Source organism: Jiangella aurantiaca (genome assembly GCF_004349105.1).
Lineage (GTDB): Bacteria > Actinomycetota > Actinomycetes > Jiangellales > Jiangellaceae > Jiangella > Jiangella aurantiaca.
In genome coordinates, this window is the sequence record NZ_SMLB01000023.1 from 1 (window position 1) to 18404 (window position 18404).

An 18404-nucleotide genomic window follows, 5' to 3' on the forward strand; every position below is an offset into this window, starting at 1 on the left:
GCGGACCGCAAACCGAAATAGAGCCACACCCCACAAGCGGGATGGGCAGCCCAGAAGAGAGCGTCCCGCCGAGCGCCTGGACCGAGTCTGGCCGGACACCGGTCCTACGGGAATCGTCTAGTAGCCCAGAATGATGCGGGCGTCCCTAGCCTGGAATGAACAGCGTGCCGCGTTCGTCGATGGTCTCGGCGGTGTCGAGCCACATCGTCATCGGCACATCCCCATCGCGACGCGATGCTCGCGACCATGCCAGCTCCCCGCCGAGCCTGCCGAGACCGTGCGAAACCGCTTCAAGTACGGCTACCAGCGCCCCCGGCCCGGCGTACATGCCTGCCTCGACGAACGGGTGTGAGTCCTGGGCGGCTTCGACTTCGGTCATGAGCTTCTGCGCCTGAACCGACTGGTGATGGTCGTCCGGGTCTATGCGGTCCACAGTCAGCACGTGGACCCGGCCAAAGCTACCCATGTTCACCAGCGCACCCAACCGCTTGGACCAAGTCTGGTGTGCCTCGAAGCGCATGGTCTGAGCGCCATCAACGTCGCCGCCGGCTCGGTTGGCCTCTTCCCATGCTCTCTCGCGTAGAGCGAGTTGGTCGGCGGCCGTTTCCAGATCCTCGAGCACATTGTCGAAACGGTCACGGGTTGAGATGCCAGCAGCGATGCGCAGCACCTCGAACGTCTGCCAGGCATCTTCGACCGCGGTAGGCGAAAGCGCGAGAGTCTCGATAAGGAGCGGGCTGAGCTTCGCGTACAGCTCACGCCCCGCGGGCGCATTCTCGTAGTAGATCCGCTCCGGCTCGTAGAACTCCGCCAGTGACATCCGCTCGTTCGATCTGTGAGGGTGCGTTGCCGTCGTGCGGAGCATCGCTTCGAGCTCCTTCCACCGGCCGGCGGCAACGGCGGAAACGCCTGCAGCGTAGAACAGCCACAGCCCCGCTACTCGACGGACACTAAGCAGACGCATGAGCCCGCTGCCGCGGGACCTGTACGTGAAACGCTCGAGCTCCGGAGCCCACCACGAGCGCGTGCCGCTTCCGCCCCAGTACGCGAGTGTCGCTGTCAGTGCAGCCGGCAGGCGAACCGACTCCTCGATGCGCGTGAGAATCGCACCGTATCCGCCAACGTTCTGTTCGTGGTTGGATTCGTGGTGCAGGAAGTCCGGATGCTGATGAAGGTCGCTGAACGCTCTGGCTAGGGCATCGTGCACGCCCACCGCCACCGTCCGCCCTGAGAGTTCGCGCTTCGCGGTCGCGACAGCGACCGGAACCGTCAGCGGATGAGCAGCCCCACGGGCGCGAAGCGCGGTGACCGCATCAGCCAGCCTGGCGAACGCGTCGTCCGCAGTTGTCTGCAAGAACATCCCGCGCTTGAGCTGGAGCAGTGCGCTTCCCGCTTCGCTCAGCGCGAACGGTTCGACCCATGCCAGCGGGTACCTCACGAAGTTGTGCCGTGCCTCGATGGCGGCACGCAGGGCGGTGTCGTAGGTGGCGGACCAGCCGGCGACTACGAGGCCGTAGTCGTCGAGGATGCGCTCGAGGAGCTTCTGGGTCTGCGGGGCATATGTCTCCAGTTCGGCGTCGGCGTTGAGCATCGAGTCGGGGTTCTTGTAATCGCCGTGGAGGTGGATGACGACGCAGTCGAGCTGGTGGAGTGGTCGCATCCCGACGATCTCGGACGGATGGGTGATGACGGTGGGTTCGATGCCGGCTGTGCGGAGCGCTTGTTCGATGAGCCGGTCGAAGTTCAGGGTGATAATGACCTTGATGGCGCCGTCGGCGACGAGGCGGGCGATGCCATGGTGCGCGGCGGTGGGCTGCTTGAGACCAGCTTCGCGTTCTTCGGCGGTGACCTCGAAGTAGTTCTCGAGGAGAGCCTGGCGCAGAGCTGGAGTCTTTGCGAGCTTCTCGAGGAGCCGGCCGTAGGTCGGTTCGTCGCCGCGGGTGCGTTCCCACCACTTCTCCGGTGCTTCCTGCCCCAGGTCGACGCCTTCGGCGAGCGCGACCTGGCGGCACAGATCGACCAGAACGCCCCACGCGACGGGGATGCCGGAGGAGTAGGACGCGCCGGCGCCGATGAGGAGCGCGTAGGCCCCAGGGTTGGAGTGGAGTGCGAACGCGAGCGACAGAAGGTCGTCCCCGGGGGTGGATGCTTCGGCGGCCATGGCAGTCAACGTACCGACCGGTTCCGACAGAACCCCCCGCGGCAGTCGCCGTCAGGGACCGGCGAGCCGCACTTCCTGCAAGTCCGCCATGTCGACCCTGGGCGCGTAGGGCAGCGGGGTGTCATCGTAAGCACCGGAGTCCGACCAGATGTGCGAGCGGGATTCGCCGCTTTCGACGATGCTGCCACTCACGAGGACTCACGCACCACCGACCACTACGAGCGAGCTTGAGGCAACCTCGACCGCAACGGCGTCCACTTCCTCACCGCCTACGTCGCCGGCGTGGCTGCGGAGGTTTCGTCCGACACCGCTTGTTGGCGAGTTCTGACACCGCCGGGCACGTGTCGGTGCCGCGGATGTTGGTTTGCGTCGACACCGCTTCCGCGCCCGACGGGTGTCAGGTTGTCCGCTGCTTTGTGGCTTGGGCCAGACGGTAGGAGTCGGTGCCGGTCTCGAGGATGGTGCCGCCGAAGGTGAGTCGGTCGACGATGGCTGCGCATAGCCGGGGGTCGGTGAAGGTCTTGGTCCAGCCGCCGAAGGACTCATTGGACGCGATCGCGACCGAGGCCTTCTCCTCACGCTCGGTGAGGACCTGGAAGAGGAGTTCCGCGCCGCGGCGGTCGAGTTGCATGTAGCCGAGTTCGTCGATGCACAGCAGGTCGACGCGGCCGTAGCGGGCGATGGTCTTCGCCAGCGTCATCTCGTCGGCGGCCTCGACGAGCTCGTTGGCAAGCTGGGTCGCCAGGGTGTACTTGACCCGGTAGCCGGCCATGGCGGCCTCGGTGCCGAGTGCGATCAGCAGATGGGACTTGCCGGTGCCGGAGTCCCCGATCAGACACAGCGGCTGTCCCTTCTGGACCCATTCGCACTTGGCGAGGGTGTGGATCACGGCGGGATCGATGTTGGGGTTGGCGTCGAAGTCGAAGGCCCGCAGGGACTTCTCGCGGGGGAACTTGGCGGCCTTGATTCGGCGTTCGGACCGGCGTCGGGCGCGATCGTCGCACTCGGCAAGCAATAGTTCGGCGAGGAACCCGCGGTAAGACATCTGCTCACGCCCTGCCCGGTCGGCGTAGTCGGTGAAGGAGTTGCGGATGGTGGGCATTCGCAGCATCCGGCACGCTTGGTCGATCGCGGCGTCGGCTGCTTCTTCGGTCATTCCACGGCGCTTGGTGGTCACGGTGCGGCTCCTTCGTTCGGGGTGTCACGTCGGCTGGCCAACAGCTGGTCGTACTTCTCCACGCTCGGCAGCGGCCGAGTGTCGGCCGGGATGTGGGCGCGGAGCCGGCGCTCGGTCAGCGATCGCACGGCAGGGATCTCGCCTTCTCCGCGTGCCCTGTCGCCGCTCATCAGGGACTGGTGGTCCGCTGTCGTGTCGTCGGCTCCGCCATCTGCTGTGTCGTTGTACTTGCGCGCTTCCAACGCGACAGCGTCCGCGGTGAGCGCGCCTGCACGCAGCGCCGTCGCGAGTCCGGCGACGACGTGGTCGTGTGGAAGGTGCCGGTGCAGCATCAGGACCTCAATGAGGGCACGGGTGCCGTCGGCGTCACCGTGGGCCTTGCAGGCCGCGGCCCACCAGGCGTCGTGAACGGGCGTGAACCGCCCGGATGCCCTGGCCTGCTCCAGCGCTTTCGCACCGGGTAGCGCGCCCGGTTTGCGGAGGAGGACCTCGAGATAGTGGTCCAGGTCGACCCGGGTCGAGCCCTTGGTCATGAGCCGTTCGTGGCGGGCGATCTCGGTCCTGCCGTCGAACACGACCAGGTCGCTGGCGTTCAGGAGCACCCGGGCTTGACGGCCGACCATGCGCGCGGGCACGGAGTACTTGTTCATCCGGACCGTGACCTGGGCGTACCGGTCCACGCGCGGGGTGAACCAGCGGCCGGTCGCGAACGGCTCGGTCGGAAGGGGCGCGAGGAGTGGCTGCTCGGTGGCGAAGTGTTCCCCGACCGTGCGGGCGCGGGACCCGATCCGCCGGGCGTCGTCGGCTTCGTCCCAGGCGTCGACCATAGCGTTGAGCTCGGCGAGGGAGTCGACTTCTGGGATGGGGACGAGGTGGTTGCGTCGGAACCAGCCGATCTGCCCCTCGACGCCGCCCTTCTCGTGCGCACCTTGGATTCCGGGCTGGCAATAGAAGGCTTCGATGCCGTAGTGGGAACGGACGGCGGTCCACCTGTCGGCCTCGACCCGCTGGCGGGAGAACCCGATCACGCTCGCGACGGCGGCCTTGAGGTTGTCGTAGCGGATCTTCCCGGTCGGCACCCCGCCGAGCACGTTGAAGGCGTGGACGTGACCCTCGAAGAAGGCTTCCTGCCCAGCCGAGGCACTGACCCTGTGCACGGCCTTGCCCGAGTAGGAGAGCCGAAGGCTGAACAGCGCGCAGGTTACGAGCTCGCCGCGCAGGTGGATGGCGACGTCGCCGAAGTCAACCTCGGCCTCGCGGCCCGGGAGGTGCTCTTGCGGGATGAACGCGTTGGCAGGTTCCCGTCCGACCTCGACGCGAATCTCACGGCGTCGGGTGGCGACGTACTCGCGGACCATCCAGTACGACACCACCCCGGCCCCGTCATGTTCGTCAAGCAGTCGATCGAAGATCCGCTTCGCCGTGTGTCGCTGCTTCCGCGGCGCGTCGAGGTCCGAGCGCAGCCAGTCGTCGATCACCACTCGGTACGCGTCAAGCCGTGAGCCGCGTTTGGGCGGTTGCTTTCTCTCCTTCGGCCATGCAGATTCCAGCGCCGCTGTCACGGTTCGGAAGCCGACGCCGTGCTTGCGCTGCAGCGCGCGGTTGGACATCCCAGGTCGGGCATCCCGTCGGATCGCCGCGTACAGGTCGACCCGGGAACGCGGCTGCGTCATCGGTGGCACTCCTGACGTGAGCACGCCGTGGGCACGACTTTCGGCACCGGGCCACCGCCCGGGAACGGTGACCGCATGCGACCACAGCCCGGAATCACTGGCCCTACCGAGGTGCCTGGTCATGTGCTGCGCAGGGCTTCGGTGGGCGGTACTGAGTCGGCCCGGAGTGCGGGGTACGACCGACGACGGAGCCGATGAGCAGCGAGTAGGCCAGGTCGAGTCCCACTGAAGCCCAGGTCAGTACGACGGCCCGGCCTTGCGTGGTGACGAAGACGTTGGTGACGAGCACGCCCAGGATCAGGCCTGTGATGCCGCCGACGACATCAACCTCGACACCACCTGTCCGCCCCGTGTCCCTGGCGCGACGAAGATCTGCTTGCGCGGTGCCTAATCGGTCTTCCCGCAACACCTCGCGGGCCCCTCAGCGTTCGCTGCTGAAGAACCGTAGCAACAGCGGGCCGACGGTCTGTGGGTCGACGACGTGATCCGGCCCCTCGAGGGTCTCCCGTTGAGCGTGGGGTAGTAGGTCTGCAAGCTCGTCGGCCGCGCGGTCGAAGAAGTCCGAGGGCAGGCCTGCCATGTAGGGGACCGTGATCGGTCCTCCGGTGGTGACCAGGACCGGTTGGGTGACCGTTGCCAGTCGATCGGCCGGCAATTGGTAGCGGTTGAGGAAGACGCTGTCGTGGACCAGCGTGGGCGCGAGGGCGACCGAATCCGCCCAATGCGCCGTCTGCTTGCCTGCCGCTTTCCTGGCCGCGATGTTGTCGTCGGAGGCGCCGGTCACGCGCATGAACAGTTCGAGAACCTCCTCGTCTCGCCCGGCGTCGAAGGCGCGTCGGGTGTCCGCGATGTACTCCTCGAATCGCGGGCGTATGTCGTCCCCGACCACGTAGGGCACCTCCCACACGGCGATCGTGTCGATGGCTGACCCGGCCGCGGCGGCTTCCAGCGCCAGCGCGCCACCAGAGGACGCCCCGAACAGGTGTGCCGAGCCGCCCGCCTCCGCGATCAAGGCATCCAGGTCCTCGATCTCCCTTTCCACGGCGTAGGGCTCGGTGAAGCCGCTCGCGCCGCGTCCCCGACGGGCATAGTTGTAAACCGTGAAGTGCTCGGCGAGAGCAGGTACCAAGGGAGCGTTCTCGGCTCCGTCGTCCAGTCCGCCGCCTACCAGGACGACAGCCGGGCCGCTTCCCTTCCGGTCGTAGGCGATGGCGGTGCCATCGTTTGATGTCACGCGAAAGGCCATCTCGTTCATCTCACATCTCCGTTCGAGAGGTTTGTCTCAGCGCCTGAGCAGCGTGCCGACGACGGCCTCGGTGCGCGACCACCGCGCCCTTGCGATCACGGCCGCCACGACGAGACAGGCGAGCGGCAGCCAAGGGCTCTGCTCGAGCACGAACTGATCGGTGATGACAGCACCGGTCAGCAATGCCGCCAACCCGAGACTGGCCAGGCCCGCCAGAGCCGGGATCAGAAGTCCAACCCCTCCCGCGACCTCCAGCGCTCCGACCAGGTACCGGAGCCACTGGCCAGCCCCGATGTCGGCGAACATGTCCACCATGACCGGGTCGCCGGCGAGCTTCGAGATTCCGCCGCCGGCGATTATCGCCGCCAGGACGACTTGCAGAATCCAGACGCCGATGCTGCTCGCCCGCCCGGGCATGTGCGCAACGGTTTCCGAGTTGTTCTTGGGGATGGTGCTCATGCGTCTCTCCTTGTCGTGTCCGGGCTTGGTACCGGTGATGGCGTTGGCCGAGTGGGCCGGGTTGTCGGAGTTGATTTCGACCAAGTGCTCGCGGTAGCGGGATCTATTTCTTGTTGCGGTAGAGGACCATGGTGATGGGACCGAAGACCGCGACGAGAAGTACTGACGAGACGAGCACCCAGCCGATTTCCCCGGCGGGCACCGAGCCGTGCATCAGGCCGCGTACCACGGTCGCCAGGTGGGTGATCGGGTTGACCTCGATGACCGCCTGAAGCCATCCGGGCATCGTCTTCGGGTCCACGAAGATGTTGCTCACGAACGTCAGTGGGAACATCACCATCATGCTGACTCCCGCCACCGAGTTCGGCGTGCGCAGGATCAGGCTGAGCATCGTCCACAGCCACGACAGGCAGAACGAGAACACCAGCAGCAGCGCGACCGAGAGCACCACGCCGACGGCGCCACCCTCCGGCCGGAACCCTAGGACCAGGCCGAGCATGATGACGATCGCCGACCCGATCGAGTAGCGCACCACATCGCCGAGCAGGGCGCCGACCAGCGGCGACGGTCGCCACACCGGAAGTGACCTGAACCTGTCGAAAACGCCTTTCTGGATGTCGGTGTTCAGCGTAATGCCGGTGTTCATGGTGATCATGACGTTCGCCTGCACCAGGATGCCGGGCAGCAGGAACTGCAGGTACTCCTGAGTCGACCCGGCGAGCGCGCCACCGAACAGGTAGGTGAACATCAGCGTGAACATGATCGGGAACATGGTCACGTCGACGAGCTGCTCCGGGACGTGTTTGATCTTCAGCAAAGCGCGCCAGCCGAATGTCAACGAGGTGCTCACCGGACCGGGGCGAGACGGCCGCTCGCCGGCCAGCACACTGCGCAGCGCGTCCTCGGTGACCGGCGCCGACGCCTGCTCCGCGGACATGGCATTCATGCGGCATCCTCCTCGGGTGTCTCCTCGGCGGCGTGTCCGGTCAGGGCGAGAAACACCTCGTCCAGGCTCGGCTGACCGAGCGCGAACTCGGTGACGTCGATGCCGCCGCGGGACAGCTCGGCCAGGGAACGGGCGACCCGCTCGGGGTCGGAGATCCGCGCGGACAGCGCGACCGGGTCGGCGGACGGCTCGACCTGCACCTCGAGGACGCCGGCGAGGACCCGCTCGGCCTCGGCCCGCTGCTCGGGCGCACGTAGCCGTACGTGCAGCGAGCCGGCGCCGACCGATGCCTTGAGCTGGCCGCTCGAGCCCTCGGCGACCACCTTCCCGTGGTCGATCACCGCTATCCGGTCGGCCAGCTGGTCGGCCTCGTCGAGGTACTGCGTGGTCAGCAACACGGTGGTGCCCTCGGCGACCATGCCCCTGACGATCTCCCAGACCTGGTTCCTGCTGCGCGGGTCGAGCCCGGTCGTGGGCTCGTCGAGGAAGATCAGTTCGGGGGTGACGACCAGGCTCGCCGCGATGTCGATGCGCCGGCGCATCCCGCCGGAGTACTTCTTCACCTGCCGGTCAGCCGCCTCGGCAAGACCGAACGCGTCGAGCAGGTCGGCCGCCCGCTCCCTGCCTCGGCGGCGTGAGTAGCCGAGCAGCCTGGCGAGCAGCAACAGGTTCTCCACCCCGGTGAGGTCCTCATCGACCGACGCGAACTGCCCGGTGAGGCCCACCCTGCTCCGCACCGCCCGGGCGTCACGCACGACGTCGTAGCCGAGCACTTGCGCCTCTCCGGCGTCGGGGCGCAGGAGCGTGGCCAGCATGCGGATCGTGGTGGTCTTGCCTGCCCCGTTCGGACCGAGCACGCCGTACACGCCCCCGGCGCTCACGGCCAGGTCCACACCGGCGACCGCGTGGGTCTTGCCGAAGCTCTTCTTCAACCCTTTCGTCTCGATCGCGAGCTTTCCCATGGGTTCGAGTCCTTCTCTCGGTGTTGCCGAACGGATTGGTTGAGCTAGTCAAGTTTGACTACTTGGCCAGAGTACACGAGGAGGAAACGTCTAGTCAAGGTTGATTAGAAGCGCATCTTGAGGGGATCGTGGACCGTTCGCCACGAACCCGGATCATCGGCCATGGTGTAGGCGCCCTCAGACAGTCGTTTGCTCAGGTTCTTCGCCCACTCCAGTTCGGTGCGTGCGTGTCCCGCCCACAGTTCGGCCTGATCGCGGACGTGTTCGGGAATGTCGGGGTTCGGGTTCTCCCACCCCTTGGCCTGCCCTACGAGCTCCGCTTCCAGGCGCGCGACCCGCTCGTTAACGTGCGCGATGGCATCTGTCCTGGTCAGCATGGGCAACATGGCGATGGCCGCGTCGAGCATGGTGGGGTCATGGGTGCGCCGCAGACCGTCGCGGACCAGTTCGACTATCTCGTCACGTCCCCGAGCTGTCGCGCGGTACAGAACGCGCTCCGGCCCGGAGTTGCCCGGCTCGGCGTGTTCGGTGAGGAGGCCATCAGCCGCCGCCTTTTTCAGCGCGTGATAAATCGAGCCGGGCTTGATCTTGGCCCAAATCTCCGCACCCCAGCTCTGCAGTTCGGACCGCACCTGGTAGCCATGCGCGCCGCCGGAGAGGTGCACGATACCGAGTACCAGGAGCTTCGTCGCCGACATACGCCCACCTCCGCTCAACCTGCTCGGACTCGCTCCGCTTGCGCGCCCGCCAGGGTGGTGTCAACTCCCACCAACACTAGGGTGCTCTCCTGGTCCCGGTGGTGTCAGCACTGACCTACAAACGGTGCTGGTGGAGACCTCTAAAGCCACCGGCGCCTGACCCGACTACGCGTCCTATGCGCCCACTATGCAGCGGTTCCATTCGTGCCGTCTGGCGTCGAGTCGCAGGTGACTCGGGGTCAGCGCTTCCACGTGCGGACCACCTCGATGTGGTGTCGGTGTCAGCGGTCACGGTCCGCTCCCTTTCGGTGCAGTCAAAGTAAGGTTTGGACCGCTCTCGTGTGGATCAATCTGGGGAGTACGTGACGCCCGTGACTTGCGAGACCAGTGTGCTTGCGGTCACTGCGGCACGCGTTCCCGCTCAACCTGGCCCGATCCCCAGACCTAGGGGGTTCGCCCGACGGGGCCACAAGATGTGGCATCGAAGGTGTCCGAATGGTGTGCTTCTGTGGATAATGACATCGGTGTGATTCTGATGCCAGTCTAGGGCGAAGTTGTCGGCGGTCGCCGGTATCCTGTAGTGGAGGTCGAAGGCGACCTCGCCCAGACAGCACCAAGGCCCTGCGCCAGGACGATGTCTGAGCTCAGGGCCTGCGCGGTGATACGTGGTTGTTCGCCAGCATAGGTCGGGAGCGGCTTCTTCGGAAGAAGAACCGCCGTTCCTGTTCCAGAGGTCACATCGTCCGATTTGGGGCATTCGTCGTCAGATGACGATTCCAGAGGACGACCGTGCCCAGCGACCCCAGTGATGCCAGCGACTCGTCGGCGTTGCCGCGGTGTCCAGAGCGCTTCCAGGTGCTTGCCCTCGACGGAGGCGGCGCCAAGGCACTGTTCACCGCACATGTGCTTGCACGCCTTGAAGCCGACCTCGGCGTGCGCACCATCGACCACTTCGATCTCATCGCCGGCACCTCGGCCGGCGGGATCCTCGCGCTCGGACTCGGAGCTGGCCTGTCGCCCGCCGAGATCGTCATGCATTACACGGGCCTGGGACAGCGGGTCTTCCCTCGCTCACGCCGAGCGCCGTGGCGCCTCGGGTCGCGGGCACTCGGCCCAACTTACTCGGGCGCGGTCTTGCGGGAGGTTCTCAACGAGGTTCTGGGACAGCGCAAGTTAGGCGAGAGCGCCAAGCGACTGGTCATCCCGTCTTGGGACGTGCAGCGAGCCGAGGTGCACATCTTCAAGACGCCACATCACCCGCGTCTGCGGCGCGACGGGAAGATCTCAATGGTCGACGTGGCGATGGCGACGACGGCGGCCCCGACGTTCTTCGAGGCGGCCCATGTCGACGGGCAGCGGCTCGTCGACGGCGGGGTCTGGGCCAACAACCCGTCGGTCGTGGCGATCGGCGAGGCCGTGAGCATGCTCGGCGTCGACTTGGAGGCCATTCGGGTCCTCAACATAGGCACGATCGACCAGCGGACCAATCATGCCGAACGCCTCGACACCGGCGGCTGGCTCAATTGGGCCAAGCCCGCGGCGAACTTCATGATCACGGCCGCCAGTCGCGGGGCGCAGGGCACCGCGACGCACCTCGTCGGCAGGGAAGACTTTGTCCGCTTCGACGCTGTTGTCCCCGGCAACGTCTTCACGCTCGACCGGGCCAGCCCGAAGGCCCTCGCCGGTCTGGCAGCAGGCCAGAGCCGGGTGCTGAGCCCTCTGTTCACCGAGCGGTTCGCCGAGCACACGGCGAGCCCCTACACACCCAATCCTCTGCCTAGCACGCCCGACGCGTCCGACGAGCCCGGCAACCCGACGACGCCAGGAGGCGCATCGTGAAGCACGCCGACTACTTCAAGAACTTCCTCGACAACACCGTCAACCTGCCGCAGTGGCAGGTCGACCTGCTCAGCAGTCGGGTCGAGTCGATCTACAAGTGCCTGACGGCCGACCCCGACCTTAAGCCGCTGATCAAGAAGAAGATCCCCCAGGGGTCGTGGCCGCAGCGCACGATCATCAAGCCCGTCAACGGCAATGCCTTCGACGGCGACGTCATGGTCCAGCTGGTCGAGGACCCCGACTGGGCCGACGACCTCAAGAAGTACGGCAACGCGATCTACGACGTCCTCCACAAGACCTCGCCGTACAAGAACATGCCGCACGGGCGGAAGTGCCGCTGCGTCTACGTCAACTACGCCGAGAACGCGATGCACGTCGACATTGTCCCGTTCGTGCTGCGCGAGGACGGAACACAGTGGATCATCAACCGCGACGACAACAAGTGGGAGCGCACCGACACCGACGGCTTCACCGACTGGATGAAGACGAAGGACGCCATCGCCAACAAGCGCCTGCGTGAGGTCATCCGGATCATGAAGTTCTTGCGTGACCACAAGAACTCCTGGACGGGCACGAAGTCCATCCTGCTGACGACGCTGCTCGGCGAGCGGGTCGAGTCGTGGCGGAAGGTGCTCGACAGCGGCTACTACGGGGACCTCCCGACGGCGCTGTTCCACATCGTCTCCGACCTCGATGAGTGGCTCCAAGCTCGTCCTACCAAGCCGATCATCATGGACCCATCCGGCTCTGGCACCTCCTTCGACCACCGCTGGACCCAGGAGACCTACGCCCACTTCCGCAACCGCATCCACGCCCACGCCGCCGAGATCAAGGCCGCCTACGAGGAGGAGGACTTCGACGAGAGCGTCAAGAAGTGGCAGGCGCTGTTCGGCGACGGCTTCAAGGCCCCCAAGGGCTCCGGCTCGTCGTCGAGTTCCTCGGGATCGACCAAGTTCAGCAGCGTCTCCAGCGCCGCGGCTGCGGCTTCGACGTCGACGGTCAAGCACTCCGGTCGCGCGGGATGAGCGCAGGGTGAGTGCGTGGTGAGAGCGGCGTGAGTACAAGGCGCACCAGCGAGTGGCAGGCCAGAGTCCTCCGGGACCTGGCCGCCTTCGCGGTGGCGTACCCGGGCGAGGTCGAAATGATCGGCACGCCTCGCTACAGCGGCAAGTTGATGCACCTGCGCATGCGTGTGCACACCGCCGACATCGAGCGCGTCGATGGCGGCCTGCGCCTGCGTGACCACGAGGAGTTCCAAGTCACGGTGGGTCAGTCCGACATCGTGCCGCCGCGCGTCGAGGTCGATCACCTGCGGTTCCTCGACCACGCCCACGTGCTCCAGGGCACCCGACTGTGCCTCTACCTTGACCCGTCACGTGAATGGGACCCCGCCGACGGCTTCGGCGGCCTCGTCGACCGACTCATCGAGTGGCTCGGCGACGCCGCTGCCGGACGCTTCGACGCCCAGACCGCGCTCTACCACGCCGTCGGCGGAGTGCTTCACGAGACGGACGGGTCCCCGAGCGTGGTCGTGCGCGGCTCGTTGCCCGCCGGCCGACTCGTCCGAAACGGCTGGCTCATCGAGCGGACGCCGTTTCGCTACGACCTGACGCTGGACCGCAACCGAGCTGCGGGCAGCACGGTCGCCGAGCATGTGCCAGTCATGCGACTTGACGCCGCTCTGCCGCTGGGGGCGGGTAGCACACTTCTTACGCTCCTGAACGTCATCGAGGACCCGTATGCCGGCTACCCCGCACCGTGCGAGGCCTTCACCAAGGTGCGCTGGCTGACGGGCCTCGCGGCGCCGTTCCTGACCGCCGCGGGCGCGAGCGCGATCCGCAAGCCCGACGGCACGGCACAGCGGATCGTGATCGCGGTCCCTCACCCCACCGGCGGAGCGCCGCACCTGCTCGTCGCCAGCCTTCCTGCGCCCGCCGCGGACCGACTCCGGGCCATTGCCCGGGCCAGCGCCAAGAGGAGTTCCATCATCAGTATCGACCCGGCCAAGATTGAGTCAGGCACGGACGTGGAGTGGCTTCACGTCTCCGACGAGCGCCCCGAGGTGACGACCCGACGTGACTCCACGCGACCGGTCTCTGCGTTCGCCGACAAGACCGTACACGTGTGGGGCTGCGGTGGCCTGGGATCGTGGGTCGCTGAGTACGTCGTTCGCGCGGGCGCGAAGAAGGTCGTGCTCTGCGATCCCGGCCGCGTCACCGGGGGCCTCCTGGTCCGGCAGAACTTCACCGAAGCCGACGTCGGCGACTCGAAGGCAGAGGCCCTCGCTGTGCGCATGCGGGCGATCAGCGATACCGTCGAGGTGACGGCTCGCGACGCCAACATGCCGGAACCCTCTGATTGGACCGACGTCGACCTCGTCATCGACGCGACAATCAGCGTGGCGATCGGACGCGTGCTCGACGGCGCAGCCGCGACCGCCGAGCGCCCGGTCCTGGCGCAGATGGCCTGCGACGTGCGAAGCGGATCGCAGGGAATCCTTACCGTGTCGATGCCGCCGGAGTCAAGCGGTTGCCTCACCATCGATCAGCAGGCAGGCCACGTAGTGAAGGCCGATGGCACTCTGGAGCCGTTCCACGAGTTGTGGGGCTCAGAAACTGACACCAACGAGGTCATCCCCACCCGCGGATGTTCGCCTCCGACTTTCCACGGCTCCGCGGCTGATCTGAGCGGCGTGGCGGGCAGTCTGACCAGCATCCTGGGCTCGCATCTCGCATCGAGCGACGCGGTGTCGGGGACGCACCTGATCTCACTGCCTCACGGGGAGGCGGGCCCGCTGAGGCACTTCGTGCCGGTCGCGGCTCCCATAGAGACCGAGCTGTCCGATGGCTGAGCCACAGTCGACCACGCCCCCCGATGGGCGCGACACCACCGTCAAGCGCGAGCGCATCAAGGAGTCGGTGCGTAACGCTCTGTGGGCACGCACCGCTGGTCGCTGCACGATCTGCAACCGCCGTCTCCTTGGCGACCAGCGGACGTACCTGCACTCGGTACTCCTGGCAGAACTAGCACACAACATCGGCGCCATCGACGGCGACGGCTCTCCGCGCAGAAGGGACTACCACGGGGTCGACGACAACGAGGCGGAGGAGAACCTGCTGCTCCTGTGCCACGACTGCCACAAGATCATTGACGATCCCGGCCATATCGACTTCTTCCCGCCGGAGAAGTTGCGGCAGCTCAAGGAGTCGTTCGAGCGGCGCATCGAGATGGTCACCGAGAGCGGCGGACTCACGCGGACCGCAGCCCTGCGCCTCGGCTGCACCATTCGTGGCTCGCTCGCCATGGCCTCGCAGCGCGAGATCGCCGAGACGCTCCTAGCCGGCAATTATCTCGGGCTCGTCGAAACCCAGCGCAGTGGAGACTTCACCTGTCGCATCAGCGGCTCTGCCGGCGGCCGTGGGTTCTGGGACGCCGCCCAGCAATCGATCGATGACGCCATGACCCAGGTCCGACAGGCAGTCGAGACCGGCGACGTCGAACACATCTCGGTGTTCGCCATCGCCCCTGTACCGTTGCTCGTCTATCTAGGCTGGCATCTAGACGACAAGACTCCGACACGCCTTTTCCAGAAGCACCGCGACCAGTTCGTCGGCTGGTCATGGAGCGACCAACGCGAGCCCATCGAGTTTGAGGTTAGTTCGTCCGATGGGGACACCTCCGCCGAGCATGTCGTGCTGGTCTGCTCACTGACAAGCGAGGTGAACCGGGGCGTCTTCACCGATGCCCTGGAGGGACAGCCGCTCATCGAGGTTAGACCCATAGGCGAGGGCCCCGGCCCGACGCTGCTCTCGCACGAGCAGTCCCTGGTCAACTTCGGCGAACAGTGGCGGACCGCGCTAGCGACAGCCGAGGCGCGATTCCCGAATGCTAGGCGCTGGCACCTGGTTGCTTCAGCCCCGGTGTCTGCCTCGATCGAGATGGGCCGTGCCTTCGTCCGCGACATCCACCCGCCCGTCACGGTCTACGAGCGTACCGACGAGGCCTACGAGGCGGTGCTCGTCGTCAACGGATAGAGCTACGAACGTGTGACTCGGACCCGACTAGAACTGCTGGCCCCAATCAAGCTCAGACCTCTCGCCCCCTTCGGTCGTCACGCCATGTCGCCCGCCCGTACCTCGTGACCCAGGACAGCCAGGATGAAGCCACATACCTGGTGCCTTCTGAGACGGCCGGACTGGTCGCTGCAAGGGTTAGCCGCTGCGTCATTCCGCCGCCTGTCAGGCACCGCGAGTATCGCTGGCGCTCGTGGGCCAGCATGAACCTCCAAGGCGAGCCTCGTGGTCCGGAAACGCCGTCGGGCCCTGTCCGGCGTCCGAGTTGAAGTGCCATCATCGCGTCATGAGCGAACGCGAGGAGTTCATCAGCTGGGTGCAGTCGGTTGTCAGGGATGCGGAGATCGCCGTCCATAACGGTAACGCTGGGCCACGCCGCGCCATTTGGTCACGGAACGACCCGGTGACCGTGCTGGGTGCCTGGAAGAACGCCAGTGGGCAACAAGAGCTCGACGAGCTCTTCAACAATCTCGCCGACAGCTTTACGGACTGCACGTCGTACGAGTTCGAGCTTCTCGAGGCCGAGGTGCTTGGTAACACCGCCTATACGGTGGGCTTCGAGCACACCTCTGCGTCCGTCAATGGTGTTCCGCGTACCTACACCCTGCGCGCGACGCAGATCTACCGGTGGGAGGACGGCGCATGGAGGGTGGCGCACCGCCACGGGAGCGCACCGCCAGAATAGATCGGCGAAGCCACCTCCCCAGCAGTCCATACGCTCATCAAGCAAGTGGGTGCTGTCTGCGTCTTTCCGCCGCCTATCGGCAGCGTCCGGAACTGTCGACGAGCGGATACCCTCCCGGGATCCCTCACCGCCGCACGTGCCCAATGCCTGAGCCGCCCTCGGAAGAGTTTCGGCTATACCTCTATGTCCGTTAATGGGCAAGTGTCATGATGCTGCTGGGCAGTCCAGAGCGGCTATAGCAGCCGCACAGTGCTGGGGAGGCAAGCCATGTTCAACACAACCCGGCGCCGACGCAGTGTCGTCGTTCCCATGTCGGCCCTCCTGGGGGTCCTGGCATTTTCGATATCCGCGTCGGCCGAGGCCGAACGTTCGTTATTCTTCGAGGAGACGGCCGAAGCCTTCTGGGCGGTACCGCATCAGTGCGTGGACGGCTCGACCGTGCAGGCAACGCTGCTGGTGCGCAGCACACGAGACTTCGAGTCGCCTGATACAGAGGACCCGGACCCAACGGCAAGGGTGCAGTACCTGGCCGTTTGCCCTGACGGCAGATCGTTCAGCTGGGCGGCACCGGCCGCCCCGGCGACGATCACGAGCACCGAGAACCTCAAGAGCGTCACCGCCACTGGAACGGGAATTGCCAGGGACAACCTGGGTGGTTCACACCAGGTGTCCTTCGACGTGGCGTGGACGGGCGTCGGAGAGCTGGAGACGAGTGTCAGAACGACGTCGAACCAGGGCTTCTCGGTGAACACCAGCACCAGGAAACAGCGTGAAGCCACCGCGACCGGTCGGGTGACCTTCGATGGCGATGTCTTGGTCGACGGCGCGGCGAACCACCCGACCCGGCCGGCCCCGTTCATCCGCACCGACGAGGAGCGAACCACACGACCGCCCAGCTGACCACGCAGACGTGGCCAGTGGCGTAAGGCGAGTGGAGTTCACCAACTGGATGGACGGGACTTGCATCAGTGCCCTGTGTAGGTACCGCTTGTGCATGCGACGGATATCCCGCTGTTCCTGAATGTGGTGAGCGTCCACGTTGCGTGGCGACCGAAAGGTCTACCGCCGTCGCAGCACACTCATCTGTTGCCGCGGGTCGCGTGCGACACCAGCGCCCCGGGGCCGTGGATCGCACAAGGCGAAACACATGGTGCGAGTTCTGTTGTCGCGTGCTGCGGGATACTCGTGCCATGGCTACGACGAGGAGCGCTGGGTTGGCCCGGCTCCGGGCGAGGCCCGGCCAGCGTGCTGACTGACTTGAGCCTTGACGGCGAGCCCTTCCGGTCGGTCGGCCCCGCCGACCAGCACCCGCCCACGGGTCAGCGTGTGACGATCACGCGGCAGGGCCCGCCCGAGCCGTCCTCCCACGGGATCGCGCCGACGAAGACGGTGCCGTTGCGCACCGGGGCGGCCGACAGGTTGGCGAGGTTCTCGATGCCGTAACGGTCGGTGGCGAGGAACCCGAAGTGCACCGGAAAGGTCGACGAGTTGCCCGGGTCGAGGCTGGGCGTGTCCACCCCGATGCCGACCGGGTCGCGACGGGCGACCAGCCACTCGGCTGCGTCGATCGAGAACCCGGGAAAGTTCAGGTCAGGGAACCCGGCGCCGCCCAGGAAGGTGTCCGGGTCACCGAAGCGTTCCTCCCAGCCCGAGTTCATCGCCACCAGCGCTCCCCGCGGGATGCGACCGTAGCGACGCTCCCATGCGACCAGGTCGGCCACCTCGACCATCGCGTTGGGATCCTCGTCGGCCTTGGCGGAGATGTCGACCACGACCAGCGGCGCGATCAGTTCGGCGGCCGTGAGGTCGTCGACCAGCCGGGCACCCTGCGCGAAGTGGCCGGGGGCATCCACGTGCGTGCCGATGTGCTCGGGGAAGGTCCATGACTTCGAGAAGAACCCCGTGGTGTCGAAATCGTCAGTGACCACGTCGGAGATCACCGGCTGGGTCCCGTAGAAGCTCGGAAAGTCCTTGACGAGTCGGTAAGTCAGGTCGATCATGCGATCGGGGCGACCGCGTCCGGGTGGTGGCGCGGCGGTCGCGGGCAGGGCCGACCCCATCGAGGCGAGCACCGCGCCACCGGCCGCGGTCATTCCGGACCGCAGGAACCTGCGCCGGTCCGTCATTGCCCCGTCGACGGCTCGGTCCGGGAGCCGAGGCGATGTTCGGTCCGGCTGGTGACCGGCGCGATGCTCGGGCACGGCCGTGGCCGCGCCGCCGTGGTCGTGGTGAGTGGTTCCCGACAGGCACATCGTCGTCCTCCTCGGGTCGTGTCTTCCACCATAGGACCCGGCTGGCAGGCTGCGATTCGCCGCTCGCACATCTCCCTCCGAGCCCGGCGGGGATGAGTGCGCCTCGGCGATCATGCCGGGCGTCCGGCGGTTCCCTCAAGTGGCGCGCTGTGCCACCGGGCGGACAAGTCGGCGCCTGTGCGACCGTCCGCCTCGAAGGTGCCACATGCTGGGCAATTCATGGTCGGGTTGGC

The 18404-nt window shown here is 66.4% G+C and carries 16 protein-coding genes; 6 read left to right on the top strand and 10 right to left on the bottom strand.

Annotated features, from left to right (window positions below):
* Positions 1-145: 145 nt before the first annotated feature.
* From E1262_RS16750 to E1262_RS16785, 9 genes are all read right to left on the bottom strand, one after another.
* On the bottom strand, positions 146-2161 hold the full coding sequence (locus E1262_RS16750; protein ID WP_132104292.1) for an SIR2 family protein: 2016 nt from the start codon (positions 2159-2161) through the stop codon (positions 146-148).
* Between the two features lie 51 nt (positions 2162-2212).
* A complete protein-coding gene (locus tag E1262_RS30390; RefSeq protein WP_162605949.1) occupies positions 2213-2353 on the bottom strand; it encodes a hypothetical protein in 141 nt (46 codons plus the stop codon).
* A 205-nt stretch (positions 2354-2558) separates the two neighbouring features.
* Positions 2559-3338: an IS21-like element helper ATPase IstB gene (gene istB / locus E1262_RS16755; protein WP_106536463.1), complete on the bottom strand. Its 780-nt coding sequence runs from the start codon at positions 3336-3338 to the stop codon at positions 2559-2561.
* Positions 3335-5011, bottom strand: a complete 1677-nt coding sequence (gene istA, locus E1262_RS16760) for an IS21 family transposase (RefSeq protein ID WP_132104293.1) — start codon at positions 5009-5011, stop codon at positions 3335-3337. The genes istB and istA overlap by 4 nt, the downstream gene beginning before the upstream one ends.
* A gap of 421 nt (positions 5012-5432) precedes the next feature.
* Entirely contained in the window at positions 5433-6266 is an 834-nt protein-coding gene (locus E1262_RS16765) for an alpha/beta fold hydrolase (RefSeq protein ID WP_132104294.1), read from the bottom strand.
* 27 nt (positions 6267-6293) lie between these two features.
* Positions 6294-6716 carry a DoxX family protein gene (locus E1262_RS16770; protein WP_131988985.1) on the bottom strand — a complete coding sequence of 141 codons (423 nt, stop codon included), beginning with the start codon at positions 6714-6716 and terminating at the stop codon, positions 6294-6296.
* Between the two features lie 103 nt (positions 6717-6819).
* Positions 6820-7662, bottom strand: a complete 843-nt coding sequence (locus tag E1262_RS16775; RefSeq protein ID WP_131988983.1) for an ABC transporter permease — start codon at positions 7660-7662, stop codon at positions 6820-6822.
* Positions 7659-8624: an ATP-binding cassette domain-containing protein gene (locus tag E1262_RS16780; RefSeq protein ID WP_132104295.1), complete on the bottom strand. Its 966-nt coding sequence runs from the start codon at positions 8622-8624 to the stop codon at positions 7659-7661. Before E1262_RS16780 ends, E1262_RS16775 begins: the two co-directional genes overlap by 4 nt.
* Positions 8625-8728: 104 nt before the next feature.
* Positions 8729-9322, bottom strand: coding sequence for a PadR family transcriptional regulator (locus tag E1262_RS16785; protein WP_132104296.1), 594 nt, complete (start codon positions 9320-9322; stop codon positions 8729-8731).
* 789 nt (positions 9323-10111) lie between these two features.
* Between E1262_RS16785 and E1262_RS16790 the strand changes: the two genes are divergently transcribed.
* From E1262_RS16790 to E1262_RS16815, 6 genes are all read left to right on the top strand, one after another.
* Positions 10112-11161, top strand: a complete 1050-nt coding sequence (locus tag E1262_RS16790; protein WP_132104297.1) for a CBASS cGAMP-activated phospholipase — start codon at positions 10112-10114, stop codon at positions 11159-11161.
* The gene (locus E1262_RS16795; RefSeq protein ID WP_132104298.1) at positions 11158-12186 is read left to right on the top strand and encodes an SMODS domain-containing nucleotidyltransferase; all 1029 of its coding nucleotides are present in this window, start codon (positions 11158-11160) and stop codon (positions 12184-12186) included. The genes E1262_RS16790 and E1262_RS16795 overlap by 4 nt, the downstream gene beginning before the upstream one ends.
* Before the next feature lie 29 nt (positions 12187-12215).
* Entirely contained in the window at positions 12216-14012 is a 1797-nt protein-coding gene (locus E1262_RS16800; protein ID WP_132104299.1) for a ThiF family adenylyltransferase, read from the top strand.
* Entirely contained in the window at positions 14005-15195 is a 1191-nt protein-coding gene (locus E1262_RS16805) for an SAVED domain-containing protein (RefSeq protein WP_132104300.1), read from the top strand. Before E1262_RS16800 ends, E1262_RS16805 begins: the two co-directional genes overlap by 8 nt.
* Before the next feature lie 325 nt (positions 15196-15520).
* The gene (locus tag E1262_RS16810; RefSeq protein ID WP_132104301.1) at positions 15521-15919 is read left to right on the top strand and encodes a nuclear transport factor 2 family protein; all 399 of its coding nucleotides are present in this window, start codon (positions 15521-15523) and stop codon (positions 15917-15919) included.
* A 267-nt stretch (positions 15920-16186) separates the two neighbouring features.
* Positions 16187-16819 carry a hypothetical protein gene (locus E1262_RS16815; protein WP_132104302.1) on the top strand — a complete coding sequence of 211 codons (633 nt, stop codon included), beginning with the start codon at positions 16187-16189 and terminating at the stop codon, positions 16817-16819.
* A gap of 419 nt (positions 16820-17238) precedes the next feature.
* Here E1262_RS16815 and E1262_RS16820 read toward each other — a convergent pair whose 3' ends face one another.
* On the bottom strand, positions 17239-17919 hold the full coding sequence (locus tag E1262_RS16820; protein WP_162605950.1) for a cyclase family protein: 681 nt from the start codon (positions 17917-17919) through the stop codon (positions 17239-17241).
* Positions 17920-18404 lie beyond the last annotated feature (485 nt).

Excerpts from the sequence above, each read along its gene's own strand:
- E1262_RS16750 (WP_132104292.1), bottom strand. The coding sequence starts at position 2,161 with ATGGCCGCCGAAGCATCCACCCCCGGGGACGACCTTCTGTCGCTCGCG.
- E1262_RS16770 (WP_131988985.1), bottom strand. The coding sequence starts at position 6,716 with ATGAGCACCATCCCCAAGAACAACTCGGAAACCGTTGCGCACATGCCC.
- E1262_RS16765 (WP_132104294.1), bottom strand. The coding sequence starts at position 6,266 with ATGAACGAGATGGCCTTTCGCGTGACATCAAACGATGGCACCGCCATC.
- E1262_RS16775 (WP_131988983.1), bottom strand. The coding sequence starts at position 7,662 with ATGAATGCCATGTCCGCGGAGCAGGCGTCGGCGCCGGTCACCGAGGAC.
- E1262_RS16785 (WP_132104296.1), bottom strand. The coding sequence starts at position 9,322 with ATGTCGGCGACGAAGCTCCTGGTACTCGGTATCGTGCACCTCTCCGGC.
- E1262_RS16805 (WP_132104300.1), top strand. The coding sequence starts at position 14,005 with ATGGCTGAGCCACAGTCGACCACGCCCCCCGATGGGCGCGACACCACC.
- E1262_RS16815 (WP_132104302.1), top strand. The coding sequence starts at position 16,187 with ATGTTCAACACAACCCGGCGCCGACGCAGTGTCGTCGTTCCCATGTCG.
- E1262_RS16780 (WP_132104295.1), bottom strand. The coding sequence starts at position 8,624 with ATGGGAAAGCTCGCGATCGAGACGAAAGGGTTGAAGAAGAGCTTCGGC.
- E1262_RS16820 (WP_162605950.1), bottom strand. The coding sequence starts at position 17,919 with ATGATCGACCTGACTTACCGACTCGTCAAGGACTTTCCGAGCTTCTAC.
- E1262_RS16810 (WP_132104301.1), top strand. The coding sequence starts at position 15,521 with ATGAGCGAACGCGAGGAGTTCATCAGCTGGGTGCAGTCGGTTGTCAGG.
- istA (WP_132104293.1), bottom strand. The coding sequence starts at position 5,011 with ATGACGCAGCCGCGTTCCCGGGTCGACCTGTACGCGGCGATCCGACGG.